The following is a 15,232-nucleotide window of genomic DNA, read 5'->3' on the forward strand; positions in this document are numbered from 1 at the left end:
CGGTATGTCGATCGCGCCGTCTCCCGCACCGGGCACCACCAGGCGGGCCCTCGCGGCGGTGTACGCCGCCGGCGCCGGGTCCGCCGTCGGGACCCAGATGACGACGCTCGCGCTGCCGTGGCTGGTGCTGGAGAGCACCGGCTCGGCACCGCGGGCAGGTCTGGTCTTCGCCGTGTCGGTGCTTCCCATGGCGGTGCTCGGATTCGCGGGCGGCGAGGTCATCCAACGGTACGGCGCACGCCGAACCATGGTGGTCATCGACTTCGCGCAGTTCGCCGCCATCGGGTCGATACCTGCGCTGGCCGCATTGGGTCTGCTCAGCTTTCCCCTGCTCCTGACGATCGTCGCGGTGATCGGCGTGCTCGGAGTGCCCTACTTCGCCGCGCAACGCGACCTGGCCACCGAACTCGCCGGTCCGGACCCGAAGGCGCTGATGCGGGCGAACAGCGTGCTGGAAGGGTGCTTCAACATCGCCGCGTTGGCCGGCCCGGCCATAGCGGGCGTGCTGATCGCGACGCTCGGCGCGGACAAGGTGCTGTTGTTCGACGCCGTGACCTCGGCGGTGTCGGGTCTGCTGCTGTGGTGGTTCGTGCCGCGCACGCGGCGGACGGAGCCGGCGACGCCGGCACCGCAGGAGCGGCAGACCCCGGACCACGCAGGAGTCCTGGCCGGGGTACGCGCATTGCTCCGGGACGACTTCCTGCGACGGGTGATGGTCACGACCATCAGCTTCGGCTTCCTCATGCGGGTCCTGATGCTCGCGCTGCCGCTGCTGGCGTTCGCCCGCTTCGCCGGCGATGCCAGAGTCGGTGGGCTGCTGCTCTCCGGCTTCGGTGCCGGCGCGATCGCCGGGGCGGCGGTCAGCTATCTGATCGGCAGCCGGTTGTCCCCGACGATGGTCTTCGGGCTGGCCGCCTTCCAGCTCGTCCTGCCCTGGTGGGTGCTGCTGTTCGAGGTGCCGGTGCCGGTCCTGGTCGCCGCGCTCGCGGTGTCCGGCGCGGCGCTTCCGTTGTCCAACGCCCCGTTCTTCAGCATCCTGGCCACCCGGTTCGCGGCCGACATCCGAGCGAAGGTCATCCAGGCGGTCATGACCATCAGCAACATCGCCGGCCCGCTGGGCTTCCTGGCCGGCGGGATGGCGATCGGCCGCTTCGGCGTGACGACGACCCTGCTCTTCCTCGCGGCTCTGTCCACCCTCGCGGCGGTCAACCTGGTGGTGGCGCTGCGGCACTTCGATCCGGTGGCGCCGACCAGCCCGCAGCCCGAGCCCGAGCCCGAGCCGGCGGCAGCTGCTCGGTAGCCCGCTCCGGCGCGCCGCCAGCGGCGGGCCGGAGCGGGCAGCAGCACCCCGCGTGGGTCAGCTCACCCGACATGCGCTGAGAGTGTGATGTCCGGGCCGACGTCGGCCCGGACATCACCGTGTTGAGGGGATCGCCGCGGTCGGTCCCGGAAGCCGACTGCCTGGGCCGTTGCAGTTCGACCTGGTGCGGGCCGTCCACCTCGGCGTGGGCGGCCCACCCGGATGAGCCAGCCGTGCCCGGCACCCGGCGTCCGGCACCCGGCGTCCGGCACCCGGCGTCCGGCGCCCGTGTCTCGTGCCCGTGCCCGTGGCCCACACCCAGTGCCCGCGTCCGGGCTGACTGCGGCGAGGGCGACCCACCCGGTGACGAAACGTCAGCTACGCACAGATGGGCGCGGTTGCCAATTCGCAACCGCGCCCATCAGGTGGCCGGTGGGGTGCGGGCCGGGGCCCGCGACCTGTCGGGTCGACGTCCTCAGGCCAGCGTCGACGGCGTTTCCGTCTCGATCGCCGCGACGGCCAGCAGCCGACCACTGGCCGAGTCGCGCAGTTCCAGGTCGGCGATCTCGGAGAGCGGGTCGGCGACGTTCTGCCACCGCCGGGCGGTGACGGTGAAGAGCGAGCCCAGGTCGGCGTTGCCGAAGAAACCCACCTTCTGATCGATCACCCGCCGCTGGAGGAACTGCCGCTCGGTGCGGCCGAGCCCACGCCACAGACGCAACAGCGCCGTGTCGAAGATCGAGAAGTACGAGGCGAAGTAGACCAGCCCGGCGCCGTTGATGTCCCGGACGGCGTCCAGTGCGTACTCGAAGGACAGCTCGTCCCCGGCGACCGCGAATCCCGGCGGCGCCGGGGTGAGGAAGCTGCCCGCACCGCGGGCGCGACCGACGAGCGTACGCGGTGAGAACTGGTTGGGAAGTCGTGGCAGGTCGGCGTTGTCGAAGCCGTGGGGGACGGTTTCGGACAGGACCCGGTTGCTGCCCGGATTGCCGCGCGCGATCCACCGGTTGAGCGTCTCCGCGTACATGCACTCCGGGTCCGGCGTCTCGTAGACCTCCGCCGGATCGAGGAACGCGGTGCCGAGGCCGGAGCCGGCGGGAGCGAGCCGATGCAACGTCAGCACCGAGCCACCGCCGAACTGGAAGACCCTCGACGTCACCTCAAGCTCGTCACCGAAGGCCAGGCCGTGCGGATGAACGACCTTCCCGCCCCGCACCCGGTAGTAGTAGAACGAGAGGTAGGTCGGTTCGCCTTCGGCGGTGCGGGCGGCGTGCACGTTGGTGCGGCAGGTCTCGGCCACCGATTCCCACGTCCAGTCGCCGATCCGCCCGAAGATCAGAGAGCCGCCGCTGCACATTCCCGGCGCGACGATCACCTTCCGGTGAAGGGCTGTGTTCTCGGGCATCATCTCAGCGCTCCAGTCGTGAGTAGTTCCGGTGCGTTGCGGACGCGCCATCGGTGTACCGTCGCGAGGAACGCGTCGTTGTCCGAGGGCGAACCGAGCGACACCCGGACGCCCTCCCCGTCGAAGACCCGCAGCTCGATTCCGGCCCGGGCACACCAACTACCGAACGGGCCCGCGTTCTCGCCGAGCCCGAGCCACAGGAAGTTCGCCTGGCTGGCCGGGACCGCGAAGCCGTCGGCCAGCAGAGCAGCCCGCACCCGGGTGCGCTCGGCGATCGTCTGCCGGACCCGCGTCAGGAGCACGTCCTCAAGGGCGAGGGCGGCGACCGCCGCGTGCTGGGCTGGCGCGCTCACCGCAAAGGGCAGCGTCATCTCGCGCAGCGACGCCACGATGCGCGCCGCGCCGATGAGATAGCCGACCCGGAGCCCCGCCAGGCCGTACGCCTTCGAGAACGTGCGCAGGACCACCAGGTTGGGATACCTGTCGCACAGCGCGAGTCCACCGGCGCCCATCGGCTCGTCGACGTACTCGAAGTACGCCTCGTCGAGGGCGACCAGGCAGGTCGGCGGGACGCGATCGAGGAACGCGCGCAGCCGGTCCAGGCCGAGCAGCGTACCCGTGGGGTTATTGGGGTTGCAGATGACGACCAGCCGGGTCGTGGCGGTGATGCGATCGGCCATGGCGGCGAGGTCGTGCACGTCGTCGGCGAGTGGCACCCGCTCCGACTGGATCCCCAGATGACCGGCGAGGATCGGGTAGTACTCGAAGGAACGCCAGGCGTAGACGGCCGTCGCACCCGGCCCGGCGAGCTGGAAAACCGCCTGGAGCAACGCACAGGATCCGGCGCCGATCGCCACCCGGTCCGGTGCGACACCGTGCCGCCGGGCGAGCGCCGCGGTCAGGTCGGTGCAGGCCGGGTCGGGATAGCGGTTGACGTCCCGGCTGCTCGCCGCGACCGCGGCGACGATGTCCGGCAACGGGCCGTGCGGTGACTCGTTGCGCGACAGGGCCCGGGTGACGGTACGGGACGCTCCGGCGGTCGGCCCCGCGGCCTCACGCACGACAGCGCTCCGCGACCAGCTCGGCGATGTCACCGACCGTCGCGAGTTCCAGCAGTTCGTAGTCGGAAACGTGGACGTCCAACCGCTTGCTGAGCAGATCCGACAGCTCGACCACGGCGAGGGAGTCGAGGCCGACCTCGACGCGATCGGCCGTGGCCACGACATCCTCGGTCCGCATCTGCAGATCCTCGACCAGGATGGTCTTGAGTTGGTCAAACATGGCTTGCCGTCCGTTCACGCTGACCCGTGGACCCGGCACGCAACGCGAGCGCCACGTCCTCGATGAGGTCCTCCTGCCCGGCCACCGCCTGTAGGCGGCCCAGTTCGAAGAAGACGTCGCGCGGATCGACGCCCTCCCGGGCGGCGACGTCCAACACCCGGTTCTTGAACCCGGAGAAGACTCCGGCGAGACCACTCACCACACCGATCGAGTCGATGGTGGGCGGCGCGGGCATCAGCTCCCGTGCGGCGATGTCCGCCGCGTCCAGCAGCCGATAGAGATCGATGCCGGTGTCGTAGCCCAGCCGTTCGAGCACGGGCACGAGAACTTCCAGCTGCGTGTTGCCGGCCCCCGCGCCGAACCCCCGGGCGCAGGCATCCAGGATCGTGGCGCCCGCCTCGGCGGCGGCGATGGAGTTCGCCACCGCCATACCGAGATTGTTGTGCCCGTGGAAGATCACCGGCACGCTGACGGCGGACCGGATGGCCGCGATCCGCGTGCTCACGTCCTGCGGCAGGTAGTGGCCGGAGGAATCGAGGATGCCGACGCCTGTCGCACCGAACTCGACGAGCCGCGCACACTCCTCGGCCAGGCGCTCGGGACTGGCCATATGGCTCATCAGCAGCACGCCGTGGGCGTCGACGCCCGCGTCGCGCAGCAACCCGAGGTGCCGTTCGGCCAGATCGCCCTCGGTGCAGTGGGTGCCGATGCGGACCAGGTCGACGTCGTACGAGACGGCCAGCCGGATGCTCTCGGTCGTGCCCCAGCCCGGCAGCATGAAGACGCCGAGCTTGGTGGTGGTCAACGCGTCCCGGACCACCGACAGCATCGCCTCGTCGCTGAGCAGGGCTCGGCCGGCTTGCAGGGACGAGGCGCCCAGGCCGTTGCCGTGCCCCACCTCGACGACGGGTACCCGGGCGGCGTCGGCGGCGGCGGCGTACGCCCGGAGTTGATCCCGCCCGAGCTGGTGGCGGACGGCGTGGTGCCCGTCGCGCAGCGTCGGATCGTGGACCAGGATCGGTTGTCTCGGCGAACTTTCCGCAGCTTGCTGGCTCATGACACGACCTCCATGGCCTCGATCGGTCGGCGTTCCACCGCACAACGCTCGGCGACCCGGATCGCAGCCGAGTTGATGATGTCGAGGTTGCCCGCGTAGGCGGGAATCTGGTCGCCTGCGGAGGTCACCTCCACGGCGATGAACGCCTTGTTGTCGTTCACGATGCAACTCGTCACGGTGTAGCCGGTGGCGAAGGCACGGACGTCGGCGGCGGCGGACGCCACGAGCGGGTGCACCGACTCGTGGGTCAGCCCCTCGCCGATCAGCGACATGGCCACCCTGAAGGTCGCCGGAGGACGAGCCGGGCTGACGTTGAGGATGGCCTTCACGTCCCCCACACCGGTGAACTCGCGGAGCGCGTCCTGAGTGGTCTCGACGTACTCGTCGAGGTTGAGCCTGGTCCCGCGACCGACGCTGAGCGTCGCCGCGGTCGCGACCACCTCCACGTAGTCGATGCGGTGGGCTCGGGTGATCGCTCGTACGATCGGCACCGATGCCTGCCCACCGCAGCTCACCATGTTCAGGTCGCGGTGCGCGGCGGCCTCCGCGCCGTTGACGGTGGGGACGACCATCCGCCCTATCCGGCTGGGTGTGAGGTCGATCAGCAGCGTGCCGAGCGGTGTCAGCGTCTCCGCGTGCTCGGCGTGCGAGCCGGCGTTGGTGGCGTCGAAGACCACGTCGAGCGGTTCGTCGAGGTCGGCAAGGGACGACAGGCCCCGGCTGGCGACCGGCAGCCCCAGCCGAGCGGCCCGCTTGAGGCCCGGGCTGTCGGCCGTCCGGCCGGCGACGAGGCGAAGGTCCAGTGCGGCGGACCGCTCGACTTTCACCGCCAGGTCGACGCCGATGAGCCCGGCGCCGAGCACCCCAACTGACAGCCGTCGTTCTGAATTCATCGAGGGGATCGCCTTCCTACCCGCGTCGGGGCTACGTGTTGGTGACGTGCAGAGTGACCGAGCCCAGGTGATCGAATTCGGCGGTGTAGGTGTCACCGGGGCTCAACGGGACTGCGGCGTGCAGGGCACCAGTCATGATCAACTGGCCGGCCTCCAGCGTGACGCCACTCTCGCCCAGCAGGTTCGCCAGCAGCGCCACCACCGCCACCGGGTCGCCCAGGGCGTCGGCGCCCTGACCGGACGCGACCAACTCCCCGTTGCGGCGGAAGGCCATTCGCACGCGCCGGTAGTCCAGCTCCGCGCTGGCCGGGATCGAACGTCCCAGCACGGCCGCGCCGTTCGAGGCGAGGTCGGCGATGGTGTCGCCCAGCCGGATGCGCCAATCCGTGATCCGGGAGTCGACGATCTCAAGACCCGCGATGACCTCGCCGATCGCCGCGTGGGCCTGCTCCACGGTGACGCCGGGACCGGTCAACGGCCTCGCCAGCCGAAAGACGATCTCGGCTTCCACCTTCGGCGAGATGAACTCGCCGCGGGCGAAGCTCGCACCGTCCGCGCGGACGGTCGAGGCGAACACCGGGCCGTAGTCCGGGGCGTGGACTCCGAACATCTCCTGCATCGAGGCGGAGGTGAGCCCGGCCTTGTAGCCGATCACCCGTTCGCCGTCAGCGATCAGCAGTTCGGTCAACCGGCGCTGGACGGCGTATCCGCCGGCCGCGTCGAGCGTGGGGCAGGCATCGGTGAACGGAGCGATCGGCACGCGGTTGCTCCGCGCCTCGTACAGAGCCATGGCCATGCGCTCGGCGTCGGGCTCCGCGAGGGCCGCTGCTCCGCCGTTGCGGCTCATCGCGTGGCCACGAAGAGGCGGCTGCCGGGCATCCCCAGGGCGGTGCTGGTCACTTCGGAGAAACCGGCCTGCCGGAAGAGTTCGCACCACCGGTCCTCGGTCGGCAGCCGCACGTCCATCGAGCTCTCGTGCAGGTAGCTGAACAGGGCGCTGAAGGCGCGCTCGCCCGGCCTGTCCACGTACGGCACCGCGTCAGTGACCACCAGGCAGCCGCCGTCGGCGAGGTGCTCGCGGCAGGCCCGCAGGACGCCCGCGAAGACCTCGGGATGCTGAGCGACATCGTGCATGACGAAGCCGGCATGGATGATGTCCGCGCCGTCGAGCGGAGCGGGGTCGTCGACGAGCGTCTCGACGGACCGGTTGACCACCGTGAGCCGGTCGTCCACCTGGGCGTGGCGACCGGCGCGTTCGGCCTCCTCGCACGCTCCCGCGCTGAGGTCCAGGGCCACGCCGGTGCTGGTGGGTAGCTCGGTCAGCAGCCGGATCAGCAGCGCGCCCGCGCCGGAGCCGAGATCCACGATGTGTCGGGGCTTGCGGCTGATGATCTCGGACAACACCCCGGGATAGAAACCGCGCGAGCCGATCCAGCGGGACGACACCGCCACCCGTCGACCGTCGCGCTGGTGCTGGCGGCCGGCCGCGTCCGGCTCACGCAGAAACCGCTCCGCGTGATCGATGTACGGCCGGTTCGCGCTGAGCGACCAGGAGAGGTAGCCCGCCTCGTACCGCCGGTCCGCGAGCTCCGCGCAGGGCGTGAACGGCCCGGTCTCGGCGTCGCGCTCCAGCAGCCCGGCGGCGGACATGGCGCGCAGCAAGAGGGCAGCACGATCTTCGGGAACGCCCGTCGCGGTCGTTGCCTCGGCCAGCGTGAATGGGGTTCCGCGATCGAGTAGCGGCGAAAGCCCTACATTCTCGGCGATCTCCAAGAGAGTGGCGTTCGCCGCGAGGTCTGCGGCGATGTCACTGACGTCAGAACTAATCACTTGTTCACCCACATCCTGCTGATCCGACGATTTTTCGGCACCGAACCTTGCTCTTTCCGATCCGTGTCCATCCAGGTAGAGGGCGGGCGGCCTTCATCAACCGCTCTCACCGCAACGGCGGAAATCGACGTTCTCGGCACGGATCCACAACGGTTGTAAATGTGCCACGGAAACACGGACCGCCTGCAGAGAAGAATCGGCAGACATGCGGGAAGGCTGCCGCCCCGGGTCGGCCCGCCGATGTAGCCGGCGTCGCGTTGCGGGCAGGACGACCGGCGCTGGCGCGACGATGCCGAGTCGATGCTCCGCTATCAGGCTGTGCCGGCGGCCGACAGCGAGTCGACAGCGAGTCGACAGCGACCAGTTAGTTCGTCGCGGAACCATCCGGCCAGGACATTCCGACGCCACGCCACGCCCCGGCGTGACGAAGAAGGAGGCGTGATGGGCGAACCGATGTGGGTCAACGTCATGGCGACCGACCCCGTGCTGGAAGCGGGCGTGACGAGCGCGATGCTCGGGTGCCCGGACATCGCTGTGGTGACGACGCGGGAGAAGGCGGCGGTCACGGTCCTGGTGGTCGACCAGCTGGGCCAGGACGCGCTGGATACGGTGCGGGCCGTCCGCGCCGGTGCGGACCGGCCCGAGGTGGTGCTCGTCGTGCCCGAGGTGGAGCCGGCTGACGCGCTGCGAGCCATCGCGGCGGGTGCCCGCGGCCTGCTTCGGCGCCGGGAGGCGACCGCGGAGCGGCTCACCCGCACCGTGCTGGCCGCCGGTGAGGGGGACTGCACGGTTTCGCCGGACATGCTCGACCGGTTGCTCGCCGCGCCGGCCGCTCCGGCCGGCACCCTGGCGTCGAACATCAGCGACCGCGAGCGCGCGGTGCTGCGGCTGATCGCCGAGGGCCGGGAGACCGGTGAGATCGCCAAGGAGCTGTGCTACTCGACGCGCACCGTGACCAGTGTCGTGCACGACATCACGCGACGATTCCGGCTGCGCAACCGGGCCCACGCGGTGGCCTTCGCCCTGCGGGCCGGAATGTTGTGAACGGCGAACAGGAGAAGAACATGATGGCCTTGACCGCACACGTGGTGGCCCCGAACGCGACCATCCGGGCCGAGGTGCTGGCCGCGCTGCGGCGTGCCGGTGTCACACCCGTGCCCGACCCGCACGAATCACCGGACACCGTCATCGTCACGGCGGTCGACACGGTGCACGAGGCGCTGACGGCGTGCCCGTCGCGGCCCACGACACAGCGGACGCTGCTGGTCGCGGACCGCTTCTCACCGACGGACGTGGTACGCGTACTGCGTTCGGGGACCCTGGTGATGCTCCGCTTCGCCGACGTCACACCGAGCCGACTGGCCGCCGCCGTGCGGGCCGCCCGGGACGGGGAGGTCCGGTTGCCGCACGAGGTGCTGGTCGGGGTGCTCGGTGGCAGCGGCACGCCGAGCCAGGCCGAAACGTCCCGCGCGGCCGGCCGGTCGCCGCTGACGCCCCGTCAGACGAGGGTGCTCGCGTTGATGGCCGAGGGCCAGGACAACGCGATGATCGCCCGGTCGTTGCTGTGTTCCAACCACACCGTGAAGAACGTCATCTACGACATGATGGCGCGGTTGCAGGTCCGCAACCGCGCCCACGCCGTGGCCTGTGGGGTAGCGACCGGGTTGATCTGAGCCCCCCTCGTCCGCGGCTGCACACCGGCGTGCAGCCGCGGACGTGTCATTCAGGTGCGGCCACCGGCCGGCACCCGGTCACCGATGACCCGCAACAGATCGGCCGGCTCGGTCGAATAGCTCAATCCGGACCCGGGCAACTGCACCAGATCGGTGTCTCCGTACGCCGACCAGCCGGCCATCACCTCCGCCTCGATGCCCTGGTCCAGCCACCGGATCGCGGTCAGCGGACAGCGCAGCGGCGCCGGACGGGGCACCTGATAGGCCCGCAACGCGGTCAGTTCGGCCCGGAGCGCCCGTACGCCGGCCGCGACGATCGACGGCAGCGGAATGGTGCCCATGGCCACTGCGGTCGCCAGCACCCGTTCGGTCAGTTCGTCGTCGGTCGGTTCGGTGTGCGCCTCGCCGGCATAGCGGCGGAGGTACTGGGGTGCGGGACAGCCCGACACGAACAGGCGCAGCGGTGCCGGCGCGCCCCGCCGGTCCAGCTCGACCGCGACCTGGTAGCCGAGCAGCGCGGCACCCTCGTGGCCGAACAACGCGAACTTCTCGACCCCTAGGCGCTTGAGGTCCGCCACGAGCTCCGCGGCCCGCTCCGGCAGTCCTGGCGGAGGCTGGGCCGCAGACCGCGTGCCCGGTGCGTCGCCGCCCGGGTCGCCCACGACGGGCGGGCGGACGACGCACCAGGGCCCGACGGTGTCGGGCCACCGGTCGAACTGGAAGTCGCCGTTACCGGCGCTGGGTATGCAGATCAGCGCTGCGGTGCCGACATGCGGAGCGGTCCGCTGGTCCAACCATGAGGCCATGAGGAGGGTCGCCTTCGTTGACGGAGAGTAGGCAATTCTTGCTCAACCGTCGTCCCGGGCACCTCCACACCGCTATCGCCGATCGGGTAGGCAGCGGCCGGCGAGGAAAGCGTCGTGATGGGGAGCCGAAAACGGCCGGCCATAGCTTCGTTTCTGTCGGCGGCAGCCGGCACAAGAGCCGAAGCAGACAAGGGGTATCGAGTTGTTGGTTTCAAAGGTTTCCGGTCCGCGCCCGATCGTCTCGTCGCCCACCTCGGTGGTCGCTGTCGCCGGTGACACGCCGTGGGGATGATCAGTCTCTCCCGGGCCGGCCGACGGAGGGCCGCCGCAGCGGTGTCCCTCCGTCGGTCAGGTGCCACCTTCCTCACGCAGCCGGAAATGGTTCGGCCATCGCCACGGCTATCTTTCGTGGTCCGGTGAACGGCTCACGGGCGTGAGCCGCGAGCATGTTGTCGACGATCAGTACGTCGTCGCGCTCCCAGTCGAAGCGGCGCTGGGCGGCTCGGTAACAGTCGCGCAGGTGCGCCACGACCTCATCGGGGATTCGCCCGCCGTCGCCGTAGTACGTGTTGGTGGGCAGGTCCGCCTCGTCGAACATCTCCCGCAGGCCCTCGCAGTCCTCCTCGGGCAGCGTGGTCACGTGGAAGAACGTGAGGTGGTTGAACCAGACGGTCTCGCCGGTCACCGGGTGCTGGTGCACCGCCCGGCGGCGGGCCGTCGTACGCAGGCCGTTGGTCCCGACCCACTGGACCTCCACACCGCTACGCGCGCAGTAGCGCTCCACCTCGGCCCGGTCGGTGGTGTTGAACGCCTGCTGCCATGGCACCCCGAAGCCCTCGGTGAAGTTGCGTACCACGGTCCAGCCGCGCCGGGTGAACTCCTCAAGCACGCTCGGATCGATCGACCGTAGGATCCGGCGGGTGTCGGCCAGCGGCGTGGCGCCCTGCGTGTCGGGCGGCGTGATGCAGTAGAAGAACAGCGTCAGCGGCCAGGTCGCCTGGTACGAGTTCTCGTTGTGCAGGAAGATTTCTTCGGTCGGTGGGTAGTCCGTCGAGGTGTAGACCTGGCCCTCGATGGTGCTACGCGGCGACGACCGCTCGGCGTAGGACAGCGGCGCACCGGACACCGCCCGGACGACCCGTTCGAACCCGCTGACGCTGCCGATGTCGAAGCCACGTAGCAGGACCGCGCCGTTGGTGCGCAGCTGCCGACGGACCGATTCCCGCATCTCGGCGATCTGACTCTCGGCCGGTACGCCACTGCTGGGCGCGGTCAGCACGGCGGGCAGTGTCGACTCGTCGCTCGATACCGCGGGTGTGAGGCGTACGGGCGTGATGTTGCTGGTGGTCACCGTCGGCTCCCTTCATTGCATCTGGTGGTCGGGTCGGATCAGCAGGGCCCGGGGTCGCCGGTCCCGACGGTTCGGCCGGATCCCTGGGAGCACACGTCGCGCCAGGCGGCCGGGTCGTCGGGGTTGTCCGGAACGCGTTCGCAGATGACGTAGTGCCGTGGTGTCATCGCCGTCGGATACGCCTTCACCGCTGCCAGGCAGGCGGCGTGGGCCTGTTCGGGGGTGCGGATGGCCTCGGTCCGCGCCAGGTGAGCGACCAACGGCAGGCCGTCTACCTCCGCGAAGATCCGGGCACCTGTCGACGGTAGGTTGTCGTCGAGCAACCGTTGCACCTCGGCCACCTCGATCCAGCAACCGTCCACGAGCCGCCAGCCGGGGCCCCGCTGCACCGGGCTGAGCGGAATCGAGTCGCGGATCCCCCGGGCGCCGAGGTCAGCGGATCCGGCCGCGATCAACAGGTTCTCGACCGCCAGGAGCAGCGATTCGACCTCGTCGTCGGGGATGCGGCCGGTGTCACTGCTCCAGCAGCCGAGACGCAACTGCCCGTCGGTGCCGTAGAGGTCGAAGCGGATCAGCGTGGTCCCGGCGGGCATCGGCTGCCGCCGCAGCTGCGTCGTGCGTCGCGCGGCGACCAGCTCATCCGGCGTGGGTACCGGTGCCGTGGCCCGGCCGGCGGCCCGACCGGACTCGATGACAAGGTTGTTGAACAGGGGTTCGCAATCGAACACGACGCCACGCTCGTGCTCGATCCGGCGGGCGATGGCACTCTGCCGGTCCACGTCGTAACGGCCGTGTCGGCTCGCGTCGACCACAGCGGCCCACGCCTGCCGTACCAGCCGGTCGAAGGTGGTGTCACTGACCGTGAGCGTGATCGACGCGAGCTGCGCGAGGCTGCCGACGTGTTGCCGAAGGTGCGGCTCGAAGCGATTGGCGGACAGGGTGGGGAGCACGAGTTCCCGGACGCCGGTCCGGTGCGAGAGCACCGCGCCGATCGCCGCCAGCACGACGCTGGCGCGACTCGTCCTGGTGCGCGCCGTCACCGCCCGCAACGCCATCCCGGCTGCGGTGGAGGTCATCTCGACGGAGACCGACCCGGTGCCGGCGGCGACCCGCGGGACCGGGTACAGGCACTGCGGCATGCGGGAGAACCGGTCTTTCCAGTAGCTGAGAACCGCTTCCTCGTGCCGCAGGGCCTTGGGCGTACGTTCCAGGGCGGCCAGGTCCAACGGCTGGATCGGTGGTCCGCCGGCCGGTCGTGCACCGCGGTCACGGATCAGGTCGGCGAATTCCCGCTTGATGATCTCCATGGCCTGATAGTCGACCGCGAGATGCGAGCAGCCGATCACCGCGGCCTGCACCACCTCGGCGGAGCTGGTGGACGCGTCACCGGAGGACACCGCGAGGGCGACCCGGACCGGCAGTTCGCCGATGCGGTACGCGCCCGCGGCGCGCAACCGCCGGGTAAGGTCCCGGGCCAGGCTGGCCCGGTCGACGAGCTGTGGGTCAGCGGCCTCGATCGCGTAAACCTCCACGACAAGCTCGCCGGTGGCCTGCACGAACTGCTGTGGCTCGGCGCCGTCCAGGTAGGTCGTACGGAGTCCTTCGTGCCGTTCGATCAGGACCGCGAGTGCCTGGGCGACGTCATCGACCACGGTCGCGGCCGGAACGTCGAGTTCCCCCGCGACGGCCGCGAAGAACTGCTCCGACTCACGACGCAGCCACTGCAGGATGTTGTACTGGCCGATGTTGAGGGGCCCCTCGGCCGACCGTGTTCCACTGAACCGCACGGTCACCGACGGCCGCGGGACCAGGGTCACCGATCGAGCCCGACGCCGGGGCGCGCGGGTTCCGGTTGCCTGGTGGGTCCGCGTCGTCCGGATGCTCGGCGCGGCACTGTCGATGTGCCCTGGTGAGACCATGTGCGCAACGCTATTGAGCGATCCGCGCCGCGCAGTAGAGAAAGACCGGCAGCGACTCGGGGTCGGGTCGTGTGCGTTGTTCTGCCGGTTGTTCTCTGCGTACGCCGACCCGGGCGGGCCATCATCGACCTGCGTCCATCACGTGTGCGCCGGCCAGGTCTGCCGGGTGGGTCTGCGTCTCGTCCACCTCGGCCGGCTTGTCCGGCAGGTCGCCGACCGCCGGGTGGATGACGACGTACTCGATTGTGGGAGGCTCGAATGAGCGTATCGATCCGTCAGCGGATCACCGATATCGCGGAGCTGTCAGCCGATCGGCCTGCGGTCGTCGGCTTCGACGAGAACTCCGTCGAGCAGGTACTGACGTGGCGGGAGTTGGCCGAGCGGAGCGGCCGGCGGGCGGACGCACTTGTGGACGCCGCCGCTCGGGGGACCGGTCCGGGCGTGGTCGCGATCGAGGCGAACAACACGATCCAGTCGGTGGTCGACATCGTGGCCGTCCTCTCCGCGGAACTGCCACTGCTGCCGCTGAACCCGGCCTCGCCCGTACCTGAGCGGGAGAAGCTGCTCAACTTCATCGGCCAGACGTACGGACGGGCCGAGCTCATCGCCGCAGAGGCCGACGCCGAGGCCGGCGCGGGACGACCGGCGCGGTCGCCGGCGGCGATGGCCAGCCGAATCGCCTACCTGCTGCCCACCGGCGGCAGTTCCGGCCGGCCGAAGATCGCGATTCGGCCCGGACCACTCGGCTACGATCCGCACCAGGTGCCGTTGCCCCTGCGCCGTCGCGCCGGCTGGCGCGCCGGTCAGCGGCAGCTGATTCTCGGCCCGCTGCACCACGCGGCCCCGTTCACCACGCTGCTGGACGGGCTCCTCGACGGCAACACCACAATTCTGCCGCCGTACTTCCTGCCGGCCTGGACGGTGGAGCTGGTCGAGCGCTACGCGGTGGAATGGATCCAGCTCACCCCGGCACACATGCGCACCATCCTGATGCTTCTCGAGCCCGATCCGGCGTCCTTCGCCAGCGTGCGTACGGTGATGCACACGGCCGCGTCGTGCGACTCGTTCACCAAGAAGCGGTGGATCGAGCTGGTCGGGCCGCAACACCTGTACGAGGTGTACAGCTCGACCGAGAACGTCGGCGGCACCCTGGTGCGTGGGGACGAATGGCAACAACGGCCGGGCACGGTGGGCCGGGGGTTCTTCACGAAGATCAGCATCAGGGACGACGCCGGGAACCGGCTGGGCCCGGGACAGACCGGCAAGGTGTTCATGCGCGCCGGTCGGGTGTCCAAAGGAGACGCCTACCTGGGCAGCCAGGTGCTGGAAACGACGGCCGACGGTTTCGCCAGCGTCGGCGACTTCGGATGGCTCGACGAGGACGGCTATCTGTTCCTCGCCCCCCGTCGGCACGACGTGATCAACGTGGGCGGTGAGAAGGTCTACCCGAACGAGGTCGAGGCGCAGTTGCTGGAGCACCCCGCGGTGCTGGACGCCGTGGTGGTGGCGGCCGAGGACCAGGTGCTGGGCGCTACGGTCGGCGCCTACGTCGTCTGCCGGCCGGGAGCCTCGGTCAGCACCGGTGAGCTGATGGCGCACTGCCGGGCTGGTCTGGTCAACTACAAGGTGCCGACGCGGGTCACGTTCGTCGATCAGGTGCCGCGCTCGGCGGCCGGGAAGCTCGAACGTTGGCGGCTGGCCGGCCAGCGGGGCTGAT

14 protein-coding genes are annotated in these 15,232 nt (G+C 70.1%); 4 read left to right on the forward strand and 10 right to left on the reverse strand.

All coding sequences use genetic code 11. From position 1 onward, the window contains the following. Positions 1-4 precede the first annotated feature (4 nt). Positions 5-1,300, forward strand: a complete 1,296-nt coding sequence (locus tag ACN26Z_RS10435; protein ID WP_282239412.1) for an MFS transporter — start codon at positions 5-7, stop codon at positions 1,298-1,300. Between the two features lie 475 nt (positions 1,301-1,775). On the opposite strand, the gene ACN26Z_RS10440 is transcribed toward ACN26Z_RS10435, so the two are convergent. The 7 genes from ACN26Z_RS10440 to ACN26Z_RS10470 are packed head-to-tail and all read right to left on the reverse strand — an operon-like array spanning position 1,776 to position 7,586. Beyond that, a complete protein-coding gene (locus ACN26Z_RS10440) occupies positions 1,776-2,708 on the reverse strand; it encodes an LnmK family bifunctional acyltransferase/decarboxylase (RefSeq protein ID WP_282239411.1) in 933 nt (310 codons plus the stop codon). After that, positions 2,705-3,766: a histidinol-phosphate transaminase gene (locus ACN26Z_RS10445; RefSeq protein ID WP_282239410.1), complete on the reverse strand. Its 1,062-nt coding sequence runs from the start codon at positions 3,764-3,766 to the stop codon at positions 2,705-2,707. Before ACN26Z_RS10445 ends, ACN26Z_RS10440 begins: the two co-directional genes overlap by 4 nt. Then, a complete protein-coding gene (locus ACN26Z_RS10450; RefSeq protein ID WP_232511157.1) occupies positions 3,759-3,986 on the reverse strand; it encodes an acyl carrier protein in 228 nt (75 codons plus the stop codon). Before ACN26Z_RS10450 ends, ACN26Z_RS10445 begins: the two co-directional genes overlap by 8 nt. Then, positions 3,979-5,043 carry a 4-hydroxy-2-oxovalerate aldolase gene (gene dmpG / locus ACN26Z_RS10455; protein WP_421460841.1) on the reverse strand — a complete coding sequence of 355 codons (1,065 nt, stop codon included), beginning with the start codon at positions 5,041-5,043 and terminating at the stop codon, positions 3,979-3,981. The genes ACN26Z_RS10450 and dmpG overlap by 8 nt, the downstream gene beginning before the upstream one ends. Continuing rightward, positions 5,040-5,936 (reverse strand): acetaldehyde dehydrogenase (acetylating), encoded by an 897-nt coding sequence (locus ACN26Z_RS10460; RefSeq protein ID WP_282239408.1) that lies wholly within the window; start codon positions 5,934-5,936, stop codon positions 5,040-5,042. The genes dmpG and ACN26Z_RS10460 overlap by 4 nt, the downstream gene beginning before the upstream one ends. Positions 5,937-5,967: 31 nt before the next feature. Beyond that, positions 5,968-6,783, reverse strand: a complete 816-nt coding sequence (locus ACN26Z_RS10465; protein WP_421460842.1) for a 2-keto-4-pentenoate hydratase — start codon at positions 6,781-6,783, stop codon at positions 5,968-5,970. Then, entirely contained in the window at positions 6,780-7,586 is an 807-nt protein-coding gene (locus tag ACN26Z_RS10470) for a class I SAM-dependent methyltransferase (RefSeq protein WP_421460844.1), read from the reverse strand. The genes ACN26Z_RS10465 and ACN26Z_RS10470 overlap by 4 nt, the downstream gene beginning before the upstream one ends. A 621-nt stretch (positions 7,587-8,207) precedes the next feature. On the opposite strand from ACN26Z_RS10470, the gene ACN26Z_RS10475 reads away from it, so the two are divergent. Together ACN26Z_RS10475 and ACN26Z_RS10480 are read left to right on the forward strand one after the other, a co-directional pair. Beyond that, on the forward strand, positions 8,208-8,810 hold the full coding sequence (locus ACN26Z_RS10475) for a helix-turn-helix transcriptional regulator (RefSeq protein ID WP_282239405.1): 603 nt from the start codon (positions 8,208-8,210) through the stop codon (positions 8,808-8,810). Between the two features lie 20 nt (positions 8,811-8,830). Continuing rightward, positions 8,831-9,439, forward strand: a complete 609-nt coding sequence (locus ACN26Z_RS10480) for a helix-turn-helix transcriptional regulator (RefSeq protein ID WP_282239404.1) — start codon at positions 8,831-8,833, stop codon at positions 9,437-9,439. Positions 9,440-9,489: 50 nt separating this feature from the next. Here ACN26Z_RS10480 and ACN26Z_RS10485 read toward each other — a convergent pair whose 3' ends face one another. From ACN26Z_RS10485 to ACN26Z_RS10495, 3 genes are all read right to left on the reverse strand, one after another. Then, positions 9,490-10,245, reverse strand: a complete 756-nt coding sequence (locus ACN26Z_RS10485; RefSeq protein ID WP_396886481.1) for a thioesterase II family protein — start codon at positions 10,243-10,245, stop codon at positions 9,490-9,492. Positions 10,246-10,609: 364 nt separating this feature from the next. Next, positions 10,610-11,473 (reverse strand): TauD/TfdA family dioxygenase, encoded by an 864-nt coding sequence (locus ACN26Z_RS10490; RefSeq protein WP_232511179.1) that lies wholly within the window; start codon positions 11,471-11,473, stop codon positions 10,610-10,612. A 161-nt stretch (positions 11,474-11,634) separates the two neighbouring features. Next, a complete protein-coding gene (locus ACN26Z_RS10495; RefSeq protein ID WP_421460847.1) occupies positions 11,635-13,413 on the reverse strand; it encodes a condensation domain-containing protein in 1,779 nt (592 codons plus the stop codon). 360 nt (positions 13,414-13,773) lie between these two features. Between ACN26Z_RS10495 and ACN26Z_RS10500 the strand changes: the two genes are divergently transcribed. Then, positions 13,774-15,231 carry a class I adenylate-forming enzyme family protein gene (locus ACN26Z_RS10500; RefSeq protein ID WP_421460850.1) on the forward strand — a complete coding sequence of 486 codons (1,458 nt, stop codon included), beginning with the start codon at positions 13,774-13,776 and terminating at the stop codon, positions 15,229-15,231. Position 15,232: the final 1 nt, after the last annotated feature.

It is taken from the genome of Verrucosispora sp. WMMD703 (assembly GCF_049178935.1).
Classification (GTDB): domain Bacteria; phylum Actinomycetota; class Actinomycetes; order Mycobacteriales; family Micromonosporaceae; genus Micromonospora; species Micromonospora sediminimaris.

Coding starts and splice junctions, on each gene's coding strand:
- ACN26Z_RS10465 (WP_421460842.1), bottom strand. CDS start 6,783: ATGAGCCGCAACGGCGGAGCAGCGGCCCTCGCGGAGCCCGACGCCGAG.
- ACN26Z_RS10460 (WP_282239408.1), bottom strand. CDS start 5,936: ATGAATTCAGAACGACGGCTGTCAGTTGGGGTGCTCGGCGCCGGGCTC.
- ACN26Z_RS10500 (WP_421460850.1), top strand. CDS start 13,774: ATGAGCGTATCGATCCGTCAGCGGATCACCGATATCGCGGAGCTGTCA.
- ACN26Z_RS10450 (WP_232511157.1), bottom strand. CDS start 3,986: ATGTTTGACCAACTCAAGACCATCCTGGTCGAGGATCTGCAGATGCGG.
- ACN26Z_RS10470 (WP_421460844.1), bottom strand. CDS start 7,586: ATGTCCGCCGCCGGGCTGCTGGAGCGCGACGCCGAGACCGGGCCGTTC.
- ACN26Z_RS10485 (WP_396886481.1), bottom strand. CDS start 10,245: ATGGCCTCATGGTTGGACCAGCGGACCGCTCCGCATGTCGGCACCGCA.
- ACN26Z_RS10490 (WP_232511179.1), bottom strand. CDS start 11,473: ATGCGGGAATCGGTCCGTCGGCAGCTGCGCACCAACGGCGCGGTCCTG.
- dmpG (WP_421460841.1), bottom strand. CDS start 5,043: ATGAGCCAGCAAGCTGCGGAAAGTTCGCCGAGACAACCGATCCTGGTC.
- ACN26Z_RS10440 (WP_282239411.1), bottom strand. CDS start 2,708: ATGATGCCCGAGAACACAGCCCTTCACCGGAAGGTGATCGTCGCGCCG.
- ACN26Z_RS10480 (WP_282239404.1), top strand. CDS start 8,831: ATGATGGCCTTGACCGCACACGTGGTGGCCCCGAACGCGACCATCCGG.
- ACN26Z_RS10475 (WP_282239405.1), top strand. CDS start 8,208: ATGGGCGAACCGATGTGGGTCAACGTCATGGCGACCGACCCCGTGCTG.
- ACN26Z_RS10435 (WP_282239412.1), top strand. CDS start 5: ATGTCGATCGCGCCGTCTCCCGCACCGGGCACCACCAGGCGGGCCCTC.